This is a genomic window from Streptococcus sp. M334, assembly GCF_000187745.1.
GTDB lineage: Bacteria > Bacillota > Bacilli > Lactobacillales > Streptococcaceae > Streptococcus.
The window spans coordinates 25,248-48,006 of the sequence record NZ_GL732490.1; the positions used below are offsets into that span (position 1 = coordinate 25,248).

The following is a 22,759-nucleotide window of genomic DNA, read 5'->3' on the forward strand; positions in this document are numbered from 1 at the left end:
GAATTTTCTGTCTATTTTTGAAATTATTTTTGAATATTTATGGAGAATGACACTTTATGAAAGTATGGTATAATAAATGAAAGGAGTTTTCTATGCAAGAATTTATTCAAACCTATCTCAATAAGCTTGATGTTACAGCGATTATCGAGAATATCTTGACCAAGGTACTTTCTCTTTTATTCTTATTTTTACTCTTCTATATAGCTAAGAAATTGCTCCATACCATGGTGCAGAGAATTGTTAAACCTTCTCTAAAAATGTCTCGTCATGATGTCGGACGTCAGAAAACCATCTCACGCCTGTTAGAAAATGTGTTTAATTATACCCTTTATTTCTTTTTACTTTACTGTATCTTGTCGATTTTAGGTTTGCCAGTTTCTAGTTTGCTGGCAGGTGCTGGAATTGCTGGGGTGGCCATTGGTATGGGAGCCCAAGGATTTCTGTCTGATGTCATCAATGGCTTTTTCATCCTCTTTGAACATCAACTGGATGTGGGAGATGAGGTCGTTTTGACAAATGGCCCTATTACTGTATCGGGTAAGGTCGTGAGCGTCGGCATTCGGACGACTCAACTCAGAGGAGAAGATCAGGTTCTGCACTTCGTTCCCAATCGAAATATCACCGTTGTCAGCAATTTCTCTCGTACAGACCAGGCCTGAAATGTTAGCAGATTTATGGTACAATAGAAAGAGTTTGGTAAAGGAGAAAAGATGTTTTTAGAAAAACAGTTGGGCAATGGTTGCGCCTGGATTAATCTAGATTTGGACAAGTTGAAAAAACTAGAGGACCTTTCTGAAATCTACGGTTTGGATAAGGAAACGATCGAATACGCACTGGATAGAAATGAGCGCGCCCATATGGATTATCACCGTGAAAATGGGACTGTGACCTTTATCTACAATGTCTTGAACTTGAAAAAGGATAAGGCATACTATGAAGCCTTTCCCATGACCTTTATCGTGGAACATCGTCGCCTGATTACCATTAGTAATACCAAGAACGCCTATGTCATTGAACAGATGACCCGTTATCTGAACAGTCATGACACGCTTTCGATTTACAAGTTTCTCTTTGCCAGTCTGGAAATCATCAGCAATGCCTACTATCCTGTCATCGAGCAGATGGACAAGAGTAAGGATGAGGTCAATGGCCTCTTGCGCCAGCGGACGACTAAGAAAAACCTCTTTGCACTTTCCGACTTGGAAACCGGTATGGTTTACCTCACTGCGGCTGCCAAGCAAAATCGCATGTTGTTGGAGCATATCCAAGGGCATGCCCTCTATCGCAGTTTTAACGAGATTGAGAGAGAGCAGTTTGATGATGCCATGATTGAGGCTCATCAGCTGGTGTCCATGACAGACTTGATTTCTCAAGTTCTTCAACAACTATCAGCATCTTACAACAATATCCTAAACAACAATCTGAATGATAATTTGACAACCTTGACCATCATTTCAGTCCTGCTAGCTGTTTTGGCAGTCGTGACAGGCTTTTTCGGAATGAATGTTCCCCTACCTTTAACAGATGAACCCCATGCTTGGCTCTACATCAGCTTGGCCAGTGTAGCTTTGTGGATTATCCTGTCATTATTGCTAAGGAAAATTGCGAAAAAAAGTTAAGAAAAGGAGCCAGAATGGCGATTGAAAATTACATGCCAGATTTTGCTGTGGAAGCAGTTTATGATCTGACAGTCCCAAGCCTGCAGGCGCAGGGAATCAAGGCTGTTTTGGTCGATTTGGACAATACCCTCATTGCTTGGAACAACCCTGATGGGACGCCAGAGATGAAGCAATGGCTACATGATCTTCGGGACGCGGGTATTCGCATTATCGTGGTGTCAAATAACACCAAAAAACGGGTCCAACGCGCAGTTGAGAAATTTGGAATTGACTACATTTATTGGGCTCTGAAGCCCTTCACATTTGGGATTGATCGTGCCATGAAGGAATTCCACTATGAGAAAAGTGAAGTGGTCATGGTCGGCGACCAGCTCATGACCGATATACGAGCAGCTCACCGTGCAGGCATTCGCTCGATTTTAGTCAAGCCCTTGGTCCAACATGACTCGATCAAAACGCAGATTAACCGAGCTCGTGAGCGCCGTGTGATGCAAAAAATCACTGAAAAGTACGGACCGATTACATATAAAAAAGGAATTTAACTATGGAAGAAATTCTCTGTATTGGTTGTGGAGCAACCATTCAGACGACAGACAAGGCTGGTCTTGGTTTTACTCCCCAGTCGGCACTTGAAAAAGGTTTGGAGACTGGCGAAGTCTATTGTCAACGCTGTTTCCGTCTCCGCCACTACAATGAAATCACGGATGTCCAGTTGACAGACGATGATTTCCTCAAGCTCTTGCACGAGGTGGGAGACAGTGATGCCTTAGTGGTCAATGTCATTGATATCTTTGATTTTAATGGCTCTGTTATCCCAGGCTTGCCACGTTTTGTATCAGGCAATGATGTCCTCTTAGTTGGAAATAAAAAGGATATTCTGCCTAAGTCAGTTAAGCCTGGTAAGATTAGCCAGTGGCTCATGGAGCGTGCCCACGAAGAAGGGCTTCGTCCAGTCGATGTCGTCCTAACTTCGGCACAAAATAAGCATGCCATAAAGGAAGTCATTGACAAGATTGAACACTACCGTAAGGGCCGTGATGTCTACGTGGTCGGCGTGACCAATGTTGGAAAGTCAACCCTTATCAATGCTATTATCCAAGAAATCACGGGTGATCAGAATGTCATCACGACTTCACGCTTCCCAGGGACAACCTTGGACAAGATTGAGATTCCGCTTGACGACGGATCTTATATCTATGATACGCCTGGGATTATCCACCGTCACCAGATGGCCCATTACTTGACTGCAAAAAACCTCAAGTATGTCAGCCCCAAAAAGGAAATTAAGCCTAAAACCTATCAGCTTAACCCTGAGCAAACCCTATTTCTAGGTGGTCTCGGACGCTTTGACTTCATTGCAGGTGAAAAGCAAGGATTTACAGCTTTCTTTGACAATGAACTAAAACTCCACCGAACCAAGCTCGAAGGAGCAAGTGCCTTTTACGATAAGCACCTCGGAACCCTCTTGACACCACCAAATAGCAAGGAAAAAGAAGATTTTCCAAAACTAGTCCAACATGTATTTACCATCAAGGACAAGACCGACCTAGTGATTTCAGGACTAGGCTGGATCCGTGTAACAGGCATCGCCAAAGTCGCCGTCTGGGCACCAGAAGGCGTCGCCGTCGTCACACGAAAAGCAATCATTTAAACACAGAAAGGAAAGGGTTGTCTAAATTCGTGTGAGCCCTGCGAGCCCACAGCGAATATTTTTCGCTGTGGTGTCAGTTGGTACAAGTGATTGTACCAACTGCGGAAAATTTGAGACCTTAGGCTCAAATTTTAGTCATGAAAGTCCGAAGGACTTTGCTGACGTCCGTCACCACTTCAGAAAAGTATAAAAAGAAACTCTTTTAAAGAAATTATGTCATTAACATCAAAACAACGTGCCTTCCTCAACGGTCAGGCACACACCCTCAAACCCATCATCCAAATCGGGAAAAATGGACTTAACGACCAAATCAAAACCAGCATTCGTCAGGCTCTTGACGCACGTGAATTAATCAAAGTAACGCTTTTGCAAAACACAGATGAAAATATCCACGAAGTCGCTGAAATTTTAGAAGAAGAAATCGGTGTGGACACAGTCCAAAAAATCGGACGCATCTTGATTTTGTTTAAACAATCCAGTAAGAAAGAAAATCGCAAGATTTCTAAAAAAGTCAAAGAAATCTAAAAACCTACTCCAAATAACTGTTTTACAGAGAAATAAAGGAGACTAGCCTATGGCAATCGAACTATTGACTCCCTTTACCAAGGTAGAGTTGGAGCCAGAAATCAAGGAGAAAAAACGCAAACAAGTCGGGATTTTAGGGGGGAATTTTAATCCTGTTCACAATGCCCATCTGATTGTTGCAGATCAAGTACGCCAGCAGTTGGGACTAGATCAAGTTCTGCTTATGCCTGAATACCAACCTCCTCATGTAGATAAAAAGGAAACCATCCCTGAGCACCATCGCCTCAAGATGCTTGAGTTGGCGATTGAGGGGATTGACGGCCTAGCTATTGAAACAATTGAATTGGAGCGCAAAGGCGTTTCTTACACCTACGACACCATGAAGATTTTGACAGAGCAACATCCAGATACAGATTATTACTTTATCATCGGGGCCGACATGGTGGACTACCTACCTAAGTGGTATAGAATTGATGAGCTGGTTGACATGGTTCAGTTTGTGGGGGTTCAGCGTCCACGCTACAAGGCAGGGACTTCTTACCCAGTTATCTGGGTGGATGTGCCTCTCATGGATATCTCGTCTAGCATGGTGCGTGACTTCCTTGCCCAAGGTCGGAAACCTAACTTTCTTCTACCTCAGCCTGTGCTAGACTACATCGAGAAGGAGGGGCTCTACTGATGGCCTATCAAGACTATATCAACTGCTCCCGTGAGGTTTTGTTGGAAAAAATGGCAGAGCTTCTGCCTGAAAAACGCTTAACTCATTGCTTGGGAGTGGAGCGTGCAGCCATAGAACTGGCTCAGCGATTTGGGGTCGATACTGAGAAAGCAGGTCTTGCAGGTCTTCTCCATGATTATGCTAAGAAGCTGTCAGATCAGGAATTTTTAGACTTGATTAACCGTTATCAGCTAGACCCTGACCTCAAAAACTGGGGCAATAATGTCTGGCATGGTATGGTTGGCATCTACAAGATTCAGGAAGATTTGGATTTGCAAGATTTTGAAATCCTGCGAGCCATTGAAATCCATACAGTCGGGGCGGCTCAGATGACAGACTTAGATAAGGTTATCTATGTAGCAGACTATATCGAACATAATCGAGCCTTTCCTGGAGTGGACCAGGCACGTGAGATTGCGAGTCTATCGCTCAATAAGGCAGTGGCCTATGAAACAGCTCGTACCGTGGAGCATCTAGCCCATCAGGGATTCCCCATCTATCCCCAAACCCTTGAAACCTATAACGCCTTTGTGCACTATTTGAAAGAGGACTAAATGAAGACGGCTTTTATTATTATTGATGTACAAAATATTTTAGTGGAAACAGGTTTTCAGACAAATAGTCTATTGGAAAAAATTTCTTATTTACAAAACCAGGCTAGAAGCAAGAATATTGAAATTATCTATGTTCAACATATTGAGAACTCTGAAGCTCAAACATCAGAAGATTGGCAGTTATCTGCGCTTTTAAATCGAAAACCTGATGAAAAGGTCTTTCAGAAGAAGTATAATAGTATTTTCAAAGAAACTGGCTTAAAAGAATACTTGGATAAACAGGGGATTGAAAAATTAGTTTTATGTGGTATGCAGACAGAATATTGTGTGGATACCTCTGTTAAGGTTGCCTTTGAATATGGCTATCAGCTGATTATTCCAGAAGGTGCTGTCACAACCTTTGATGGGGATGACATTCCAGCAGAAACGATAAATGAATTTTATGAGGACATTTTGGAGAATCGCTTTGCAGATGTCCTAGATTATAAAAATATTTTTTAAAAGAGGACTAAATGAACGAAAAAGAATTACTAGACCTAGTCGTGAAAGCGGCTGATGAGAAACGTGCGGAGGATATCCTCGCACTTGACGTACAAGATTTGACTAGCGTGACGGATTACTTTGTTATTACTAGTTCAATGAATAGCCGTCAGTTGGACGCTATCGCTGATAATATCCGTGAAAAAGTAGCTCAAGCAGGCTTTAAAGGCAGCCATATCGAAGGCGATGCAGCTGGAGGCTGGGTCTTGCTGGATCTCGGTGCTGTCGTTGTGCATGTCTTTTCAGAGGAAATGCGTGCCCACTATAACCTGGAAAAACTATGGCATGAGGCGGATTCAGTAGATATTTCAGAAGCCTTAGCATAGAAGATGAACTCAGTTGCAGTCAACTGGGTTTCTTTGCTTATTTTAGAAAATTGATGGAAAGGTAAAGAGCGAGTGGTGTTTACCATGGAGCTCTTAGTATCATGTTTTATGGCAACTTATGAAACCTTTGCGGCGGTCTATGATGCGGTCATGGATGATAGTTTATACGATAAATGGACGGACTTTTCCCTCCGTCATTTGCCTAAGAACAAGGAGAGAAAGAAACTCTTGGAACTGGCTTGTGGGACAGGAATTCAATCAGTGCGCTTCTCTCAGGCTGGTTTTGATGTGACTGGACTGGACTTGAGTGCAGATATGTTGAAAATTGCCGAAAAGAGAGCGGCTTCAGCCAAGCAAAAGATTGATTTTATTGAAGGTAATATGCTGGATTTGTCCAAGGCAGGTCAATATGATTTTGTCACTTGTTATTCTGACTCAATCTGCTACATGCAGGATGAGGTGGAAGTAGGGGACGTTTTTAAGGAAGTGTATAATGCCCTTAACGAAAACGGGGTCTTTATCTTTGATGTGCATTCGACCTACCAGACAGACGAAGTTTTTCCAGGCTATTCTTACCATGAAAATGCGGAAGATTTCGCCATGCTCTGGGATACTTATGAGGATGCGGCACCTCACTCTATCGTGCATGAACTGACCTTCTTTATAAAGGAGGCGGATGGTTCCTTTAGTCGCCACGATGAAGTACATGAGGAGCGGACTTATGAGGTTTTGACCTATGATATTTTGCTGGAACAGGCTGGTTTCAAGTCCTTCAAACTCTATGCGGACTTTGAGGACAAGGAGCCAACAGAAACTAGCACCCGTTGGTTTTTTGTCGTGCAGAAGTAGGAGATTACCATGACCATCACAGGTATTATCGCGGAGTTCAATCCGTTTCATAATGGGCACAAATACCTGCTGGAGCAGGCTGAGGGGCTGAAAATCGTGGCTATGTCTGGGAATTTCATGCAACGTGGTGAGCCTGCTATTGTAGATAAGTGGACACGGGCCCAGATGGCACTGGAAAACGGAGCGGATCTGGTAGTGGAATTGCCCTTTTTAGTCAGTGTTCAGGCGGCGGATTTCTTCGGCCAAGGAGCTGTGGATATCTTGGCGCGTTTGGGGATTGATACTCTAGCTTTTGGGACAGAGGAAGTTCTGGACTACCAGAAAATTGCTGACTTATACACAGAGAAAGGTGCTGAGATGGAGAAATTTGTGGAAAATCTGCCTGATTCCCTCTCTTATCCCCAGAAAACCCAAGCCATGTGGAAGGAATTTGCAGGTCTTGATTTTTCAGGAAATACACCCAACCATGTCCTTGCTCTTGCCTATGCCAAAGCGGTAGCAGGGCGAAATATCAAACTGCATCCAATTCAACGTCAGGGGGCTGGTTACCATTCTGTGGATAAGAATGTGGACTTTGCCTCGGCGACAGCTCTCCGTCAGCATCAGTCAGACCAAAATTTCTTAGAACGCTTTATGCCTTCTGTTACCCTCTTTGAGCAGACCAGTAAGGTGAGCTGGGAAGACTATTTTTCTCTGCTGCGCTATCAAATCTTGTCAAATTCCGACCTAACCACTATCTATCAGGTCAATCAAGAAATGGCTGCGCGCATTAAGGAAGCTATTAAAACAGCCCAGTCTGTGGAAGAATTGGTTGAGGCGGTTGCGACCAAGCGTTATACCAAGGCGCGTGTCAGACGCCTTTTGACTTATATTTTGGTGCAGGCTAGAGAAAATGACTTGCCAGAAGCCATTCATGTTCTTGGCTTTACCGAAAAAGGCAGACAACACCTTAAGTCTCTGAAAGGACAGGTCCATCTAGTCAGCCGAATTGGCAAAGAACCTTGGGATGCTATGACCCAAAAGGTAGATCAGATTTACCAACTAGGAAATCCAAGTTTAGCAGAGCAGAATTTTGGAAGAGTGCCGATTAGAATAGAGACAAACTAAGTCTACTGAAAAGTAGGCTTTTTGAGATTTTTTACGAATAAATAGATAGAAAAGAAAATCTTGTACAAGTTCCTGACAATTTTTTTCTTTTTGTGTATAATAGTGGAAAAGAGGTAAAACGAGGTATGGTTATGGAAGCAGTTCTTTACTCAACATTCCGAAATCATTTAAAAGACTACATGAAAAAGGTAAATGATGAATTTGAGCCTTTGACGGTGGTCAATAAAAATCCAGACGAGGACATTGTAGTCCTTTCAAAGAGCGAGTGGGATAGTATTCAAGAAACTCTGAGAATCGCCCAAAATAAGGAGTTATCAGACAAGGTTTTGCGAGGAATGGCTCAAGTTCGTGCTGGAAGTACTCAGGTCCATGTTATTGAGGAGTAAGAAATGCTACTCAAGTTTACAGAAGATGCGTGGGCAAATTATTGCTACTGGCAAACTCAGGATAAGAAAACACTAAAAAGAATCAACAAGATAATCAAGGATATTCAACGTGATTCATTTACAGGAATAGGAAAACCAGAACCACTCAAGTATGACTACCAAGGATCCTGGTCACGTCGTATCGACGCAGAAAATCGCTTGATTTATATGATGGATGGAGATAGCGTGGCTTGCTTGTCTTTCAAAGATTACTACTGAGTCTACTGAAAGGTGGGCTTTTTTTAATCTCTGCGAAACAACTGTTTCAAATCAACAAGGATTTAACAATTTTATTTAGTGATTATAACCTAATTTCCTCAAAACATATTCTATTTTAGGTTTGTGAAAATCACTTTTTTATGGTAGAATGTAAAAGAATGTATGTCATTCGGAATAACAATAAAATGAGGTAAAAACATGGAAATCATGTCGCTTGCGATTGCTGTTTTTGCCGTCATCATTGGTTTAGTCATTGGATATGTCAGCATCTCAGCTAAGATGAAATCATCTCAGGAAGCTGCGGAGTTGATGCTTTTAAATGCTGAACAAGAAGCAACTAATTTACGTGGACAAGCTGAGCGTGAAGCGGATTTACTTGTTAATGAAGCCAAACGTGAAAGCAAGTCTCTTAAAAAAGAAGCACTATTGGAGGCCAAAGAAGAAGCCAGAAAATACCGTGAAGAAGTGGACGCTGAATTCAAATCAGAACGTCAAGAACTCAAACAAATCGAAAGTCGTTTGACAGAGAGAGCTACTAGCCTCGACCGTAAGGACGACAATTTGACGAGTAAAGAACAAACACTTGAACAAAAAGAACAAAGTATTTCTGATAGAGCGAAAAACCTTGATGCGCGTGAAGAGCAATTAGAGGAAGTCGAAAGACAAAAAGAAGCTGAACTAGAACGTATTGGTGCTCTGTCTCAGACAGAAGCACGAGATATTATCTTGACACAGACAGAGGAGAACTTGACCAAGGAGATAGCCAGCCGTATTCGCGAAGCTGAGCAAGAGGTCAAGGAACGTTCTGACAAAATGGCTAAGGACATTCTGGTTCAAGCTATGCAACGTATCGCTGGTGAATATGTAGCAGAGTCAACAAACTCAACAGTTCATCTGCCAGACGATACTATGAAGGGACGCATTATTGGTCGTGAAGGTCGTAACATTCGTACCTTTGAAAGTTTGACAGGGGTCGATGTGATTATCGACGATACGCCAGAAGTGGTGACCTTGTCAGGTTTTGATCCGATTCGTCGTGAGATTGCCCGTATGACTATGGAAATGTTGCTCAAAGATGGTCGTATCCACCCAGCTCGTATCGAAGAGCTGGTTGAGAAAAACCGTCAAGAGATTGACAATAAGATCCGTGAATACGGTGAGGCCGCTGCCTATGAGATCGGTGCGCCGAACCTCCATCCAGACTTGATGAAGATTATGGGACGTTTGCAGTTCCGTACCTCTTATGGACAAAATGTCTTGCGTCATTCGATTGAGGTTGCTAAATTGGCTGGTATTATGGCCAGTGAACTTGGTGAAAATGCAGCTCTTGCCCGTCGTGCTGGATTCCTTCACGACATTGGTAAAGCTATTGACCGTGAGGTTGAAGGTAGCCACGTTGAAATCGGTATGGAATTGGCACGTAAGTACAAGGAACACCCAGTTGTGGTCAATACGATTGCTAGCCACCACGGCGATGTTGAAGCTGAGAGCGTCGTTGCAGTGATTGTTGCTGCAGCAGATGCCTTGAGCGCAGCCCGTCCAGGTGCTCGTAGTGAGTCTCTTGAAAGCTACATCAAGCGTCTTCATGATTTGGAAGAAATTGCGAATGGCTTTGAAGGAGTACAAACTAGTTTTGCCCTTCAAGCAGGACGTGAAATTCGTATCATGGTCAATCCAGGACAAATCAAGGACGACAAAGTCACAATCTTGGCTCACAAAGTTCGTGAGAAAATTGAAAATAATCTCGATTACCCAGGAAATATCAAGGTAACCGTGATTCGCGAGCTTCGTGCAGTAGATTATGCTAAATAAATAAGAAAGAGCAGTTGAAAAATTACTGCTTTTTTGTTACACTAGATGGAAAGACTGTAAAGGATAATCTGGCTTTTTGCTATTATTCTAGAGAAATGTTATTTCACAGACTGACTAAAAGGAGACACAATGGCAGACCGAGGCTTACTAATCGTTTTTTCTGGTCCTTCAGGGGTTGGCAAAGGAACGGTTAGAAGAGAGATTTTTGAGAGTTCTGAAAACCAATTTCAATACTCTGTATCGATGACGACACGCGCACAACGTCCAGGAGAAGTGGACGGTGTTGACTATTTCTTCCGTACTCGTGAAGAGTTTGAAGAGCTGATTCGTCAAGGACAGATGTTGGAATACGCAGAATATGTCGGCAACTACTATGGAACTCCTCTGACCTATGTCAATGAAACCTTGGACAAGGGGATCGATGTTTTCCTTGAAATTGAGGTTCAAGGTGCTCTTCAGGTCAAGAAAAAGGTTCCGGATGCTGTCTTTATCTTCCTGACACCACCAGATTTGGATGAATTGCAAGATCGTTTGGTAGGTCGTGGAACAGACAGTGCAGAAGTGATTGCCCAACGAATCGAAAAGGCCAAGGAAGAAATTGCCCTCATGCGTGAGTATGATTATGCGATTGTCAACGATCAGGTGCCCCTAGCTGCTGAACGTGTCAAACGTGTGATCGAAGCAGAGCACTTCCGTGTGGATCGTGTCATTGGTCACTATCAGGAGATGTTACCAAAATCTCCAACTACCCGATAAAATTTAGAAAATAGGTACAAGCAAATGATGTTAAAACCCTCTATTGATACCTTGCTTGACAAGGTTCCGTCAAAATATTCACTCGTAATCTTGGAAGCAAAACGTGCCCACGAATTGGAAGCAGGTGCGCCAGCAACTCAAGGTTTCAAATCTGAAAAATCAACTCTTCGCGCTTTAGAAGAAATCGAATCAGGAAACGTTACAATTCACCCAGATCCAGAAGGAAAACGTGAAGCAGTGCGTCGCCGTATCGAAGAAGAAAAACGTCGCAAAGAAGAAGAAGAAAAGAAAATCAAAGAGCAAATCGCTAAAGAAAAAGAAGATGGTGAAAAAATTTAAGGTTGGGGGGACTCAATCTTATTTTTTCTATTGCAAGAATGTACTGACAAGGAGGAGGTGAGAAGATGGCCATAGCCAAGATTATTGTAGATGTGCCCTTGATGCAGACGGACCAGCCCTATAGTTACAGGATTCCTGAGGAGTTTGAGGGAATGCTGGAAGTTGGGATGCGGGTTCATGTGCCTTTTGGTAAGGGCAATCGCCTGATTCAAGGGATTGTTCTTGGTTTGGAGTCCCAACCAGATGAAGAAGAGATGGAGCAAGATTTAAAAGATATTGCAGAGGTACTGGATTTTTCTCCTGTTCTCACGCAAGAACAACTCTGGCTGGCTGAGGAGCTCCGCAAGTCTGTCTTCTCCTACAAAATCTCCATCCTAAAGGCCATGTTACCGGGATTTCTGAATTCCAGCTATGACAAGATTCTCTATCCTCTGGAAGGTCTGAGTCAGGAAGACCGAGAGCGCTTGTTTGGTTCAGAAGATTCACTTGCCTTTTCTTCTCTAGATTTAGGTAAGCAAGCTGAAATGATGCGTTTGACTAGGAAAGGTCTGCTTGGTCTGGAATATCAGGCAATTGATCAAAAGAAGGTCAAGACCCAGTCTTGGTATGAGGTGAATCTTGCTCAATTAGAAAGTGTAGAGATTTCTACACGCGCCAAGAAAAAGTTAGAACTGAGAGACTATTTGCTTTCTCATCCTGAGAGTGATTCCTTGGCTAGTTTGTTAGAGTCCTACTCGCGAGAGCAGGTCAACTTCTTTGTGGAACAAGGTGCTGTGACCATAGTCCAAAAGGAAGTTCAACGCTCGGCTGCTTATTTTGAAGGGATTGAAGCAAGTCAGCCTTTGGAGTTGAATCCAGAGCAAAGACAGGCGCGTGATGCAGTTGTCAATGCTATTGGCAGTCATCAGCCCCCCTTCCTCCTTCAAGGGATTACAGGAAGTGGGAAGACGGAGGTTTACTTGCAGATTATCCAAGGAGCCTTGGACAAGGGTAAAACAGCTATTTTGCTAGTACCTGAGATTTCCCTGACGCCGCAAATGACGGAGCGTTTTATAGCACGTTTTGGAGATAAGGTGGCCATTCTTCACTCAGGCCTATCCAATGGTGAAAAGTATGATGAATGGCGCAAGGTGGAACGCGGCGATGCCCAAGTTGTGGTTGGTGCTAGATCGGCCATCTTTGCTCCGCTGAAAAATCTTGGGGTCATGATTATCGATGAGGAGCACGAAGCGACTTATAAGCAAGACAGTAATCCCCGTTACCATGCCAGAGAGGTGGCCATTTTACGGGCTCAGTATAATAAAGCAGCTCTGGTGCTTGGTTCAGCAACTCCTAGTCTGGAAAGCCGGGCGCGTGCTGGCAAAGGCGTCTATCAACACTTACGTCTGAACCAGCGAGCCAATCCTTTAGCCACCATTCCTGAGGTTCAAGTGATTGATTTTCGGGACTATATCGGACAAAATGAGACGTCAAACTTTACGCCTCCTTTGCTAGAGGCTATCCAAGACCGTCTGGCTAAAAAAGAGCAGGTGGTTCTCATGCTCAATCGTCGTGGTTATTCTAGTTTTGTTATGTGTCGGGAGTGTGGGACGGTGGATACGTGTCCCAACTGCGATATTTCTCTGACTCTGCACATGGATACCAAGACCATGAATTGCCATTATTGTGGTTTTTCAAAGGCCATTCCTCATGTTTGCCCCAACTGTAAGAGTCGCAGTATTCGTTACTATGGAACAGGGACTCAAAAGGCTTATGATGAGCTGGCAGAACTCTTTCCCCAGGCCCGAATTCTGCGTATGGATGTGGATACGACCCGCAAGAAAGGTAGTCACCAAGTTCTACTTGACCAGTTTGGACGAGGGGAGGCGGATATCTTGCTAGGTACTCAGATGATTGCCAAGGGATTGGATTTTCCCAATGTGACTTTGGTCGGAGTTCTAAATGCGGATACGGCCTTGAATCTGCCTGATTTCCGTTCTTCTGAGAGAACTTTCCAACTTTTGACTCAGGTGGCAGGCCGTGCAGGCCGGGCTGAAAAAGCTGGTCAGGTTTTGATTCAGTCCTATAATCCACAACACTACGCTATTCGATTTGCAAAAGACCAGGACTACGAAGGCTTTTACGCCTATGAAATGGGGATTCGACGACAACTAGGTTATCCACCTTACTATTTCACCATTGGCATTACCCTTTCTCATAAGAAAGAAGAAGAGGTTGTCAAACGTGCCTATGAAGTCATGAACATTTTGCGATCAGGTTTGTCTGAAACTAGTAACATCCTTGGACCGACGCCTAAACCTATTGCCCGTACCCACAACCTCTATCATTACCAGATTTTAATTAAATACCGTTTAGAAGATGAGCTGGGGCCGACCCTCAACCAGGTTTTGGCCCTGACTCAAGAACGGGAAAATAGTGAGCTCCGTCTCAGCATTGACCATGAGCCACAGCAATTTTTATAAGAAGGAGAAGATATGACAAAATTAATCTTTATGGGGACCCCTGACTTTTCAGCAACAGTTTTAAAAGGGCTTTTGACAGATGACCGTTACGAAATTCTAGCCGTTGTGACCCAGCCAGACCGTGCTGTCGGACGTAAAAAAGTTATCCAAGAAACACCAGTCAAGCAGGCTGCCAAGGAAGCAGGTCTTCCTATCTACCAACCTGAAAAATTATCTGGAAGTCCAGAGATGGAAGCTATTATGCAGCTAGGAGCGGATGGAATTGTGACTGCTGCTTTTGGGCAGTTTCTTCCAAGTAAACTCCTTGATAGCATGAATTTTGCGGTTAACGTTCACGCTTCCCTCCTTCCTAAACACCGTGGTGGTGCGCCGATCCATTATGCCTTGATTCAAGGGGATGAGGAAGCTGGTGTGACCATTATGGAAATGGTCAAGGAAATGGACGCAGGAGATATGATTTCTCGTCGCAGTATTCCGATTATGGATGAGGACAATGTCGGTACCTTGTTTGAAAAATCGGCGCTAGTTGGTCGTGATTTGCTTTTGGACACTTTGCCTGCCTACATTGCTGGGGAAATCCAACCTGAACCGCAGGATCCAAGTCAGGTTACCTTCTCGCCAAATATCAAGCCAGAGGAAGAAAAATTGGACTGGAATAAAAGCAATCGTCAACTTTTCAACCAAATTCGTGGGATGAATCCGTGGCCTGTTGCCCATACTTTCCTTAAGGGCGACCGCTTTAAGATTTATGAAGCCCTACCAGTAGAAGGTCAGGGAAATCCAGGTGAGATTCTCTCTATCAGCAAGAAAGAATTGCTTGTCGCAACGGCAGAAGGAGCCCTTTCTCTTAAACAAGTGCAGCCAGCTGGTAAACCTAAGATGGACATTGCTTCCTTCCTCAACGGAGTTGGGCGCACATTGACTGTAGGAGAACGATTTGGTGACTAAAGTAGAAACAGCTAGAAGTTTAGCTCTAGCAGGATTAGAGGATGTTTTTATTAATCAGGCATACTCAAACATCGCCTTAAATAAGCATCTCAAGGGAAGCCAACTTTCAGCAGCAGACAAGGGTTTGGTGACAGAGATTGTCTACGGAACAGTAGCCCGCAAACTGACTCTGGAATGGTATCTATCCCACTTTATTGAAGATAGAGATCAGTTAGACAGCTGGCTTTATGTTCTTCTTCTCATGAGTGCCTACCAACTCCGCTATCTGGATAAGATTCCAGATCATGCTGTAGTCAATGAAGCAGTGGAATTGGCCAAAGTCCGTAAAAAGGGCAGTGAAAAATTGGTCAACGCGGTCCTTCGCCGTATCCTGCGTGAAGGATGGCTAGATATTGCCAGCATTAAGCGAAAAAACAAGCGTGATTCCATTGCCTATTCCCTTCCGGTTTGGTTGGTGTCTAAACTTAAGGAAGAATACGGAGAAGAGCGAGCGCAGGCTATTTTTGAAAGTCTCTTGGTGCGTAACAAAGCCAGTATTCGTGTGACTGACTTAAGTCGAAAAGAGGAAATCCAAGCCTTGTTGGAGGCCAGTGCTTCATCCTTGTCTCCTTCAGGTCTGGTTAAGGAACAGGGACATTTTGCAGGCCATGATTTGTTTGCGGATGGAGCCATAACCATCCAAGACGAGTCTAGTCAGCTGGTTGCGCCAACTTTGAATTTGCAGGGAGATGAGCGAGTGCTTGATGCCTGTGCAGCTCCAGGTGGGAAAACAGCCCATATTGCCTCTTATCTTACGACAGGTCAGGTTACTGCTCTGGACTTGTACGATCACAAGTTGGACTTAATCCAAGAAAATGCCCAACGTTTAGGAGTTGCAGATCGGGTTCAAACGCAAAAATTAGATGCCAGAAAGGTTCATGAGTATTTTAGTAAGGATTCTTTTGACAAGATTTTGGTGGATGCTCCCTGTTCAGGAATCGGTCTTTTGCGTCGAAAACCAGACATCAAATACAATAAAGAAACGGCAGATTTCGCGTCCTTGCAGGAAATTCAGCTAGAAATATTAGGTAGTGTTTGTCAAACACTAGGCAAAGGTGGTATAATAACTTATAGTACCTGTACTATTGTCTCAGAGGAGAATTTTCAAGTCGTTGAGGCGTTTTTAGAAAGTCATCCTGAGTTCGAACAGGTAAAACTAGAACATGAATGTAAGGATATCGTGAAAGACGGCTGTATCCTCATTACACCTGAATTGTATGGAAGTGATGGATTCTTCATCAGTCAATTTCGCAAGATATCGGATTAGGAAGGAACTGACACATGGAAATTTCATTATTAACAGATGTTGGTCAGAAACGAACAAATAACCAAGACTATGTCAACCACTATGTCAATAGAGCTGGGCGTACTATGATTATTTTAGCTGATGGGATGGGAGGTCATCGTGCAGGGAATATCGCTAGTGAAATGGCGGTAACAGACCTAGGTATAGCTTGGGTTGATACCCAGATCGATACAGTCAATGAAGTGCGTGAATGGTTCGCCAATTACCTAGAAATTGAAAATCAAAAGATTCATCAACTTGGACAAGATGATGCCTATAAAGGAATGGGAACAACTCTTGAGGCTGTTGCTATTATTGGCAATCAGGCTATCTATGCCCATATTGGAGATTCTCGTATCGGTTTGATTCGTGGGGAAGAGTACCACCAGTTAACGAGCGATCATTCCTTGGTCAATGAATTGCTTAAGGCAGGTCAATTGACGCCAGAAGAAGCAGCTAGCCATCCACAGAAAAATATTATTACCCAGTCTATCGGTCAAAAAGATGAAATTCAGCCTGATTTTGGAATGATTACCCTTGAGCTGGGAGACTATCTCCTACTTAATAGTGACGGCTTGACAAATATGATTTCAGGTAGTGAGATTTGTGATATTGTAACCAGTGATATTCCTTTGGCAGATAAAACAGCGACGCTTGTGCGTTTTGCTAACAATGCAGGAGGTTTAGACAACATTACGGTTGCCCTTGTTTCTATGAACGAGGAGGATGCAGAATGATCCAAATCGGCAAGATTTTTGCCGGACGCTATCGGATTGTGAAACAGATTGGCCGAGGAGGCATGGCAGATGTCTATTTGGCCAAGGATTTAATTCTAGACGGAGAAGAAGTGGCAGTGAAGGTTCTGAGGACCAACTACCAGACGGACCCGATAGCTGTAGCTCGTTTTCAGCGTGAAGCGAGAGCTATGGCAGATCTAGACCATCCTCATATCGTTCGGATAACAGATATTGGTGAGGAAGACGGTCAACAGTATCTTGCAATGGAGTATGTTGCTGAGCTAGACCTCAAACGCTATATCAAGGAACACCATCCTCTCTCTAATGAAGAAGCCGTCCGTATCATGGGACAAATCCTTCTGGCTATGCGTTTAGCCCATACTCGAGGAATTGTTCACAGAGATTTAAAACCGCAAAATATCCTTTTGACCCCAGATGGAACTGCCAAGGTCACAGACTTTGGGATTGCAGTAGCCTTTGCTGAGACTAGTCTGACTCAGACAAACTCAATGTTGGGGTCAGTTCATTACTTGTCACCAGAGCAGGCGCGTGGTTCTAAGGCGACTGTACAGAGTGATATTTATGCCATGGGGATTATCTTCTATGAGATGCTGACAGGCCATATCCCTTATGACGGGGATAGCGCGGTGACTATCGCCCTCCAGCATTTCCAGAAACCATTGCCATCGGTTATAGCTGAAAATCCATCTGTGCCTCAGGCTTTGGAAAATGTTGTTATCAAGGCAACTGCTAAGAAATTGACAGATCGCTATAAATCAGTCGCTGAAATGTATGTGGACTTGTCTAGTAGTTTGTCTTATAATCGTCGCAATGAACCAAAGCTGGTCTTTGACGATGCGACTAAGGCGGACACCAAGACTCTACCAAAAGTATCTCAGAGTACCTTGACCTCGATTCCTAAGGTACAAACACAGAGTCCGAAGCCACAGACTGCGAAGCCGAGTCAGCAGGTTTCAGAAGACAATTATGCAAGCAAGCCTGTTAAGAAACGGAAATTTAGAGTTCGCTATATGATTTTGTTGGCCAGCATTGTATTGGTGGCAGCTTCTCTGATTTGGATCTTATCCAGAACTCCTGCAACCATTGCCATTCCAGATGTTGCAGGTCAGACAGTTGCGGAGGCCAAGGAAACTCTCAAGAAAGCCAATTTTGAGATCGGTGAAGAGAAAACAGAGGCTAGTGAAAAGGTGGAAGAAGGGCGGATTATCCGTACAGATCCTGACGCTGGAACGACTCGAAAAGAAGGTTCGAAAATCAATTTGGTTGTCTCGTCAGGCAAGCAATCTTTCCAATTGAGTAACTATATCGGCCGTAAATCGACAGATGTTATCGCAGAACTCAAGCAGAAGAAGGTTCCTGAAAATCTCATCAAAATTGAGGAAGAAGAATCGAGTGAGAGTGAAGCAGGAACTGTTCTTAGACAAAGTCCAGCTGCCGGAACAACCTATGATTTGAGCAAGGCATCAACGATTACCTTAACAGTTGCTAAAAAAGTAACCAGCATTGTTATGCCAAGTTATACAGGATCTAGTCTTGAATTTACTAAAAACAATCTCGTTCAAATTGTCGGTATTAAAGAAGCCAATATTGAAGTTGTAGAAGTGTCGACAGCTCCCGCTGGAACTGCTGAAGGTACAGTCGTTGAACAGAGTCCAAAAGCAGGTGAAAAGGTTGATTTGACGAAGACGCGTGTCAAGATTTCAATTTACAAGCAAAAAACACCGCCGTCAACGTCATCATCAGCACCAGTCCAACGTGGAAACCAAGGTTCTACTACAACACCAAGTCAGGGGAACCAACAAGGAAATCAACGAGGGAATGCACCTACTACTCAGTCAAGTAGTGAAGGAAACCACGAAAATTCACGTGATTAAACGAATCTTTGTCATGATTTCATGGCAAAGATTTTTTTTGACTCCAGATTTGTGATAAAATAGAAGGAGTTGATAAAAGGAGGAAAGCATGGAAGAATCAAGAGAATTAAATGCCGTCATCGATGTGATTATGCTAGCAGGAACCATTCTCCTCAAAAGTGGTTCAGAGATTCATCGTGTAGAAGATACCATGATTCGGATTGCGCATTCGCAGGGGATTGTGGATTGCAATGTTCTTGCCATGCCTGCCGCAATCTTTTTCTCGATTGAAAATACCAATATTTCGCGTATGAAGCGCGTGACTTCCTCTTCTTATAACATTGAAAAAGTCTGCGATGTGAACCAGATTTCTCGTCAGTTAGTAGGTGGAAAGCTTGATTTAGAAACAGCCTTTAAGCAATTGACGGCTTTGCAAGCTCAACCCCTTCCCTATACTAAGTTGCAGGTAACTTTGGCTGCGACCTTTAGTGCCCCTTTCTTTTCAGTTATGTTTAGTGGAAACATCTACGACGCACTTGGGGCAGGAGTAGCGACCTTATTTGGTTTTGCCTTTTCTCTCTATGTGGAGAAGTTTATCCGAATTCCCTTTGTGGCAGCCTTTGCTGGAGCCTTTGTCTTTGGGATGATTGCCCAATTTTGGGCTCGCTACACAGGTTTTCCTTCAACTGCAGATTTGATTATAGCTGGTGCGGTCATGCCGTTTGTACCAGGTATTGCCTTGACCAATGCGGTTCGTGATATTATGACTAACCATATAAACTCTGGTATGAGTAAGATGTTTGAATCTCTACTCATTACCCTAGCTTTAGGGGCAGGAACTTCTGTCGCCTTGGTATTGATGAATTAATATGACACTAACAACCTTTTTATTACAAGCAGTAGCAAGTCTTCTTGCTATTATCACTTTTTTAATTGTACTCAATGTGCAACGCTCTATGCTCTTACCTGGAGGGATTTTGGGTATGGCTGTCTGGCTAATCTATCTCTTGCTCAAGGAACCGACCAATGTTATTGTGGCTACTTTTATTGCAGCCATTATCGGTTCTTGTGTCAGCCAGATTTTAAGTATTCTTTATAAGACACCTGCTGTGGTCTTTATCTTAGCCATCTTGGCACCTCTGGTTCCGGGTTATCTTTCTTATCGAACAACAGCCTTTTTTGTGACGGGAGATTACAGTCATGCCATTGCTAGTGCAACCTTGGTTGTTATGTTGGCTTTGGTGATTTCTATTGGAATGGCTAGCGGAACAGTAATTCTCAGACTTTATTCTCACTTACGAAAACAGTATAATGGTTAGAATAATAAGAGACTTGATTTGGTGAATCAAGTCTTTTTTCTCTCTTTTACTGCCATTTGTGATAAAATAGTATAGAACGATTTTTTACATGAATGATAAAACAGAGGTAAATATGACAATCGGTATTGATAAGATTGGTTTTGCGACCAGTCAATATGTCTTGAAATTACAAGACTTAGCAGAAGCTAGGGGAATTGACCCTGAAAAATTAAGTAAAGGACTCTTGCTCAAAGAATTGAGTATTGCCCCTCTAACTGAGGATATCGTGACCTTGGCGGCCAGTGCAAGTGACTCTATTTTAACTGAGCAAGAGAGACAAGAAATTGACATGGTCATTGTGGCTACTGAGTCAGGAATTGACCAAAGTAAAGCTGCAGCCGTCTTTGTGCATGGCTTGCTGGGCATCCAGCCCTTTGCTCGTAGTTTCGAGATTAAAGAAGCCTGCTATGGGGCGACAGCTGCTCTCCATTATGCCAAATTGCATGTGGAAAATTCTCCAGAGTCCAAGGTCTTGGTCATTGCAAGTGATATTGCCAAGTATGGTATTGAAACTCCAGGAGAACCAACTCAGGGAGCTGGAAGTGTGGCTATGTTGATTACACAAAATCCACGCATTATGGCTTTTAATAATGACAATGTAGCTCAGACCCGTGACATCATGGATTTCTGGCGACCAAATTACTCAACAACCCCTTATGTAAATGGTGTTTATTCTACCCAACAATATTTGGATAGTTTGAAAACGACTTGGCTTGAATACCAAAAACGCTACCAGCTTACCTTAGATGATTTTGCGGCTGTGTGCTTCCACTTGCCTTACCCTAAATTAGCGCTAAAAGGCTTGAAAAAAATCATGGATAAGAGTCTGCCCCAAGAGAAAAAAGACCTCTTGCAAAACCATTTTGACCAGTCTATTCTCTACAGTCAAAAGGTGGGGAATATCTATACAGGTTCACTTTTCCTTGGACTTTTGTCTCTCTTAGAAAATACAGATAGCTTAAAGGCTGGGGATAAAATTGCCCTCTACAGTTATGGAAGTGGTGCTGTGGCTGAGTTCTTCAGTGGTGAATTGGTTGAAGGATATGAAGCCTATCTGGATAAAGACCGTTTGAACAAGCTCAACCAACGAACTGCCCTGTCTGTTGCAGACTATGAAAAAGTCTTCTTTGAGGAAGTAGATTTAGATGAAACAAATTCTGCCCAGTTTGATGGCTATGAAAATCAAGATTTTGCCTTGGTTGAAATTGTTGACCACCAACGACGTTATAGCAAGGTTGAAAAGTAATGAAGATAAGTTGGAATGGATTTTCTAAAAAATCATACCAAGAGCGCCTCGAGCTGTTAAAAGCTCAGGCGCTCCTTAGTCCTGAGAGACAAGAGAGTTTGGAGCAGGATGAACAGATGAGTGTGACTGTGGCAGACCAGCTGAGTGAGAATGTAGTGGGAACTTTTTCTCTGCCTTATTCGCTGGTCCCAGAGGTTCTCGTTAACGGTCAGGAATACACCGTTCCCTATGTAACAGAAGAACCGTCCGTGGTTGCAGCGGCCAGCTATGCCAGTAAAATCATCAAGCGTGCAGGCGGTTTTACTGCACAAGTGCATGAGCGCCAGATGATTGGACAGGTAGTCCTTTATCAAGTTGCTAATCCTGAACAAACGCAAGAGAAGATTGCCAGCAAGAAGGCAGAGCTCTTAGAACTTGCCAATCAAGCCTATCCTTCTATCGTTAAACGTGGAGGTGGGGCGCGTGATTTGCATGTAGAACAGATAAAAGGTGAAACAGACTTTCTCGTTGTCTATCTTCATGTCGATACTCAGGAAGCCATGGGAGCCAATATGCTCAACACCATGCTGGAGGCCTTGAAGCCTGTCTTAGAAGAACTTAGTCAAGGACAGAGTCTCATGGGAATCCTGTCCAACTACGCGACAGATTCTCTGGTGACGGCAAGTTGCCGCATCGCCTTTCGCTACTTGAGCCGCCAAAAGGATCAAGGACGGGAAATTGCGGAGAAAATTGCGTTAGCTAGCCAGTTTGCGCAGGCTGATGCTTATCGAGCTGCTACTCATAATAAAGGGATTTTTAATGGTATTGATGCCATTTTGATTGCCACTGGGAATGATTGGCGTGCCATTGAAGCAGGGGCCCATGCTTTTGCCAGTCGAGACGGGCGCTACCAAGGTCTTAGTCAATGGACGCTGGACCTTGAAAGAGAAGAATTGGTCGGTCAAATGACTCTTCCTATGCCTGTAGCAACCAAGGGTGGTTCTATCGGCCTCAACCCTCGTGTGGCTCTCAGTCATGAGCTACTGGGAAATCCTTCTGCAAAGGAATTAGCTCAGATTATCGTGTCCATCGGGCTTGCCCAAAACTTTGCGGCCCTGAAAGCCTTGGTCAGTACAGGCATTCAGCAAGGTCACATGAAATTGCAGGCCAAATCCTTGGCACTCCTCGCAGGTGCTAGCGAATCCGAGGTAGCTCCCCTGGTCGATCGCCTCATCACAGATAAAACATTTAACCTAGAGACAGCCAAGCGTTATCTAGAAAACTTAAGATCATAAAAAACTCAGACCGATCGGTCTGAGTTTTCTTGTGCTTATACTCTTCGAAAATCAAATTCAAACCACGTCAGCTTCGCCTTACCGTACTCAAGTACA

The 22,759-nt window shown here is 43.6% G+C and carries 25 protein-coding genes; all 25 read left to right on the top strand.

Features of this window, described 5'->3' with window-relative positions; translation table 11 throughout:
- The first annotated feature begins 92 nt into the window (after positions 1-92).
- The 25 genes from HMPREF0851_RS12425 to HMPREF0851_RS12545 all read left to right on the top strand — a co-directional run bounded on the left by HMPREF0851_RS12425 (position 93) and on the right by HMPREF0851_RS12545 (position 22,663).
- Positions 93-659 carry a mechanosensitive ion channel family protein gene (locus tag HMPREF0851_RS12425; RefSeq protein ID WP_001154855.1) on the top strand — a complete coding sequence of 189 codons (567 nt, stop codon included), beginning with the start codon at positions 93-95 and terminating at the stop codon, positions 657-659.
- Positions 660-710: 51 nt separating this feature from the next.
- Complete coding sequence (locus HMPREF0851_RS12430) at positions 711-1,619, top strand: magnesium transporter CorA family protein (RefSeq protein WP_000478238.1); 909 nt, start codon at positions 711-713, stop codon at positions 1,617-1,619.
- Between the two features lie 14 nt (positions 1,620-1,633).
- Complete coding sequence (locus HMPREF0851_RS12435) at positions 1,634-2,161, top strand: YqeG family HAD IIIA-type phosphatase (RefSeq protein WP_000963740.1); 528 nt, start codon at positions 1,634-1,636, stop codon at positions 2,159-2,161.
- 2 nt (positions 2,162-2,163) lie between these two features.
- Complete coding sequence (gene yqeH, locus HMPREF0851_RS12440) at positions 2,164-3,270, top strand: ribosome biogenesis GTPase YqeH (RefSeq protein WP_000391184.1); 1,107 nt, start codon at positions 2,164-2,166, stop codon at positions 3,268-3,270.
- A gap of 213 nt (positions 3,271-3,483) precedes the next feature.
- A complete protein-coding gene (gene yhbY, locus HMPREF0851_RS12445) occupies positions 3,484-3,795 on the top strand; it encodes a ribosome assembly RNA-binding protein YhbY (protein ID WP_000060162.1) in 312 nt (103 codons plus the stop codon).
- A 49-nt stretch (positions 3,796-3,844) separates the two neighbouring features.
- On the top strand, positions 3,845-4,474 hold the full coding sequence (locus HMPREF0851_RS12450) for a nicotinate-nucleotide adenylyltransferase (protein ID WP_000963702.1): 630 nt from the start codon (positions 3,845-3,847) through the stop codon (positions 4,472-4,474).
- Positions 4,474-5,067: a bis(5'-nucleosyl)-tetraphosphatase (symmetrical) YqeK gene (yqeK, locus tag HMPREF0851_RS12455; protein WP_000331241.1), complete on the top strand. Its 594-nt coding sequence runs from the start codon at positions 4,474-4,476 to the stop codon at positions 5,065-5,067. Before HMPREF0851_RS12450 ends, yqeK begins: the two co-directional genes overlap by 1 nt.
- A complete protein-coding gene (locus HMPREF0851_RS12460) occupies positions 5,068-5,568 on the top strand; it encodes a cysteine hydrolase family protein (protein WP_000844701.1) in 501 nt (166 codons plus the stop codon). It begins immediately after the preceding gene.
- 11 nt (positions 5,569-5,579) lie between these two features.
- Positions 5,580-5,933, top strand: coding sequence for a ribosome silencing factor (gene rsfS / locus HMPREF0851_RS12465; protein WP_001002996.1), 354 nt, complete (start codon positions 5,580-5,582; stop codon positions 5,931-5,933).
- A gap of 108 nt (positions 5,934-6,041) precedes the next feature.
- Positions 6,042-6,782, top strand: a complete 741-nt coding sequence (locus tag HMPREF0851_RS12470) for a class I SAM-dependent DNA methyltransferase (RefSeq protein WP_000257053.1) — start codon at positions 6,042-6,044, stop codon at positions 6,780-6,782.
- A 9-nt stretch (positions 6,783-6,791) separates the two neighbouring features.
- Positions 6,792-7,889: a nucleotidyltransferase gene (locus HMPREF0851_RS12475; RefSeq protein ID WP_000156371.1), complete on the top strand. Its 1,098-nt coding sequence runs from the start codon at positions 6,792-6,794 to the stop codon at positions 7,887-7,889.
- Positions 7,890-8,020: 131 nt separating this feature from the next.
- Positions 8,021-8,275: a type II toxin-antitoxin system Phd/YefM family antitoxin gene (locus HMPREF0851_RS12480; RefSeq protein ID WP_000388572.1), complete on the top strand. Its 255-nt coding sequence runs from the start codon at positions 8,021-8,023 to the stop codon at positions 8,273-8,275.
- A 3-nt stretch (positions 8,276-8,278) separates the two neighbouring features.
- Complete coding sequence (locus tag HMPREF0851_RS12485) at positions 8,279-8,533, top strand: Txe/YoeB family addiction module toxin (RefSeq protein WP_000924734.1); 255 nt, start codon at positions 8,279-8,281, stop codon at positions 8,531-8,533.
- Positions 8,534-8,731: 198 nt separating this feature from the next.
- Positions 8,732-10,345 (top strand): ribonuclease Y, encoded by a 1,614-nt coding sequence (locus HMPREF0851_RS12490; RefSeq protein ID WP_000404946.1) that lies wholly within the window; start codon positions 8,732-8,734, stop codon positions 10,343-10,345.
- Positions 10,346-10,474: 129 nt separating this feature from the next.
- Positions 10,475-11,101, top strand: a complete 627-nt coding sequence (gene gmk, locus HMPREF0851_RS12495) for a guanylate kinase (protein ID WP_000775041.1) — start codon at positions 10,475-10,477, stop codon at positions 11,099-11,101.
- 24 nt (positions 11,102-11,125) lie between these two features.
- Positions 11,126-11,440 (top strand): DNA-directed RNA polymerase subunit omega, encoded by a 315-nt coding sequence (rpoZ, locus tag HMPREF0851_RS12500; RefSeq protein WP_000979235.1) that lies wholly within the window; start codon positions 11,126-11,128, stop codon positions 11,438-11,440.
- A gap of 65 nt (positions 11,441-11,505) precedes the next feature.
- A complete protein-coding gene (locus HMPREF0851_RS12505) occupies positions 11,506-13,902 on the top strand; it encodes a primosomal protein N' (RefSeq protein WP_000951910.1) in 2,397 nt (798 codons plus the stop codon).
- Positions 13,903-13,914: 12 nt separating this feature from the next.
- Complete coding sequence (gene fmt, locus HMPREF0851_RS12510; protein ID WP_000163679.1) at positions 13,915-14,850, top strand: methionyl-tRNA formyltransferase; 936 nt, start codon at positions 13,915-13,917, stop codon at positions 14,848-14,850.
- Positions 14,843-16,156: a 16S rRNA (cytosine(967)-C(5))-methyltransferase RsmB gene (gene rsmB, locus HMPREF0851_RS12515; RefSeq protein WP_009014388.1), complete on the top strand. Its 1,314-nt coding sequence runs from the start codon at positions 14,843-14,845 to the stop codon at positions 16,154-16,156. The genes fmt and rsmB overlap by 8 nt, the downstream gene beginning before the upstream one ends.
- A gap of 14 nt (positions 16,157-16,170) precedes the next feature.
- Positions 16,171-16,911 carry a Stp1/IreP family PP2C-type Ser/Thr phosphatase gene (locus HMPREF0851_RS12520; RefSeq protein WP_000406240.1) on the top strand — a complete coding sequence of 247 codons (741 nt, stop codon included), beginning with the start codon at positions 16,171-16,173 and terminating at the stop codon, positions 16,909-16,911.
- On the top strand, positions 16,908-18,806 hold the full coding sequence (pknB, locus tag HMPREF0851_RS12525; protein WP_000614512.1) for a Stk1 family PASTA domain-containing Ser/Thr kinase: 1,899 nt from the start codon (positions 16,908-16,910) through the stop codon (positions 18,804-18,806). The genes HMPREF0851_RS12520 and pknB overlap by 4 nt, the downstream gene beginning before the upstream one ends.
- 88 nt (positions 18,807-18,894) lie before the next feature.
- Positions 18,895-19,653: a threonine/serine exporter family protein gene (locus HMPREF0851_RS12530; RefSeq protein ID WP_000392946.1), complete on the top strand. Its 759-nt coding sequence runs from the start codon at positions 18,895-18,897 to the stop codon at positions 19,651-19,653.
- A gap of 1 nt (position 19,654) precedes the next feature.
- Entirely contained in the window at positions 19,655-20,104 is a 450-nt protein-coding gene (locus tag HMPREF0851_RS12535; RefSeq protein ID WP_000176931.1) for a threonine/serine exporter family protein, read from the top strand.
- Between the two features lie 112 nt (positions 20,105-20,216).
- Positions 20,217-21,389, top strand: a complete 1,173-nt coding sequence (locus HMPREF0851_RS12540) for a hydroxymethylglutaryl-CoA synthase (protein ID WP_025169895.1) — start codon at positions 20,217-20,219, stop codon at positions 21,387-21,389.
- Positions 21,389-22,663, top strand: a complete 1,275-nt coding sequence (locus tag HMPREF0851_RS12545; protein ID WP_000704399.1) for a hydroxymethylglutaryl-CoA reductase, degradative — start codon at positions 21,389-21,391, stop codon at positions 22,661-22,663. The genes HMPREF0851_RS12540 and HMPREF0851_RS12545 overlap by 1 nt, the downstream gene beginning before the upstream one ends.
- The last annotated feature ends 96 nt before the right edge of the window (positions 22,664-22,759 follow it).

Coding starts and splice junctions, on each gene's coding strand:
- HMPREF0851_RS12425 (WP_001154855.1), top strand. CDS start 93: ATGCAAGAATTTATTCAAACCTATCTCAATAAGCTTGATGTTACAGCG.
- HMPREF0851_RS12430 (WP_000478238.1), top strand. CDS start 711: ATGTTTTTAGAAAAACAGTTGGGCAATGGTTGCGCCTGGATTAATCTA.
- HMPREF0851_RS12485 (WP_000924734.1), top strand. CDS start 8,279: ATGCTACTCAAGTTTACAGAAGATGCGTGGGCAAATTATTGCTACTGG.
- gmk (WP_000775041.1), top strand. CDS start 10,475: ATGGCAGACCGAGGCTTACTAATCGTTTTTTCTGGTCCTTCAGGGGTT.
- rpoZ (WP_000979235.1), top strand. CDS start 11,126: ATGATGTTAAAACCCTCTATTGATACCTTGCTTGACAAGGTTCCGTCA.
- yqeH (WP_000391184.1), top strand. CDS start 2,164: ATGGAAGAAATTCTCTGTATTGGTTGTGGAGCAACCATTCAGACGACA.
- HMPREF0851_RS12435 (WP_000963740.1), top strand. CDS start 1,634: ATGGCGATTGAAAATTACATGCCAGATTTTGCTGTGGAAGCAGTTTAT.
- yhbY (WP_000060162.1), top strand. CDS start 3,484: ATGTCATTAACATCAAAACAACGTGCCTTCCTCAACGGTCAGGCACAC.
- HMPREF0851_RS12460 (WP_000844701.1), top strand. CDS start 5,068: ATGAAGACGGCTTTTATTATTATTGATGTACAAAATATTTTAGTGGAA.
- HMPREF0851_RS12450 (WP_000963702.1), top strand. CDS start 3,845: ATGGCAATCGAACTATTGACTCCCTTTACCAAGGTAGAGTTGGAGCCA.
- HMPREF0851_RS12520 (WP_000406240.1), top strand. CDS start 16,171: ATGGAAATTTCATTATTAACAGATGTTGGTCAGAAACGAACAAATAAC.
- HMPREF0851_RS12505 (WP_000951910.1), top strand. CDS start 11,506: ATGGCCATAGCCAAGATTATTGTAGATGTGCCCTTGATGCAGACGGAC.
- yqeK (WP_000331241.1), top strand. CDS start 4,474: ATGGCCTATCAAGACTATATCAACTGCTCCCGTGAGGTTTTGTTGGAA.
- pknB (WP_000614512.1), top strand. CDS start 16,908: ATGATCCAAATCGGCAAGATTTTTGCCGGACGCTATCGGATTGTGAAA.
- HMPREF0851_RS12475 (WP_000156371.1), top strand. CDS start 6,792: ATGACCATCACAGGTATTATCGCGGAGTTCAATCCGTTTCATAATGGG.
- rsfS (WP_001002996.1), top strand. CDS start 5,580: ATGAACGAAAAAGAATTACTAGACCTAGTCGTGAAAGCGGCTGATGAG.
- fmt (WP_000163679.1), top strand. CDS start 13,915: ATGACAAAATTAATCTTTATGGGGACCCCTGACTTTTCAGCAACAGTT.
- HMPREF0851_RS12545 (WP_000704399.1), top strand. CDS start 21,389: ATGAAGATAAGTTGGAATGGATTTTCTAAAAAATCATACCAAGAGCGC.
- HMPREF0851_RS12540 (WP_025169895.1), top strand. CDS start 20,217: ATGACAATCGGTATTGATAAGATTGGTTTTGCGACCAGTCAATATGTC.
- HMPREF0851_RS12535 (WP_000176931.1), top strand. CDS start 19,655: ATGACACTAACAACCTTTTTATTACAAGCAGTAGCAAGTCTTCTTGCT.
- HMPREF0851_RS12470 (WP_000257053.1), top strand. CDS start 6,042: ATGGCAACTTATGAAACCTTTGCGGCGGTCTATGATGCGGTCATGGAT.
- HMPREF0851_RS12480 (WP_000388572.1), top strand. CDS start 8,021: ATGGAAGCAGTTCTTTACTCAACATTCCGAAATCATTTAAAAGACTAC.
- HMPREF0851_RS12490 (WP_000404946.1), top strand. CDS start 8,732: ATGGAAATCATGTCGCTTGCGATTGCTGTTTTTGCCGTCATCATTGGT.
- HMPREF0851_RS12530 (WP_000392946.1), top strand. CDS start 18,895: ATGGAAGAATCAAGAGAATTAAATGCCGTCATCGATGTGATTATGCTA.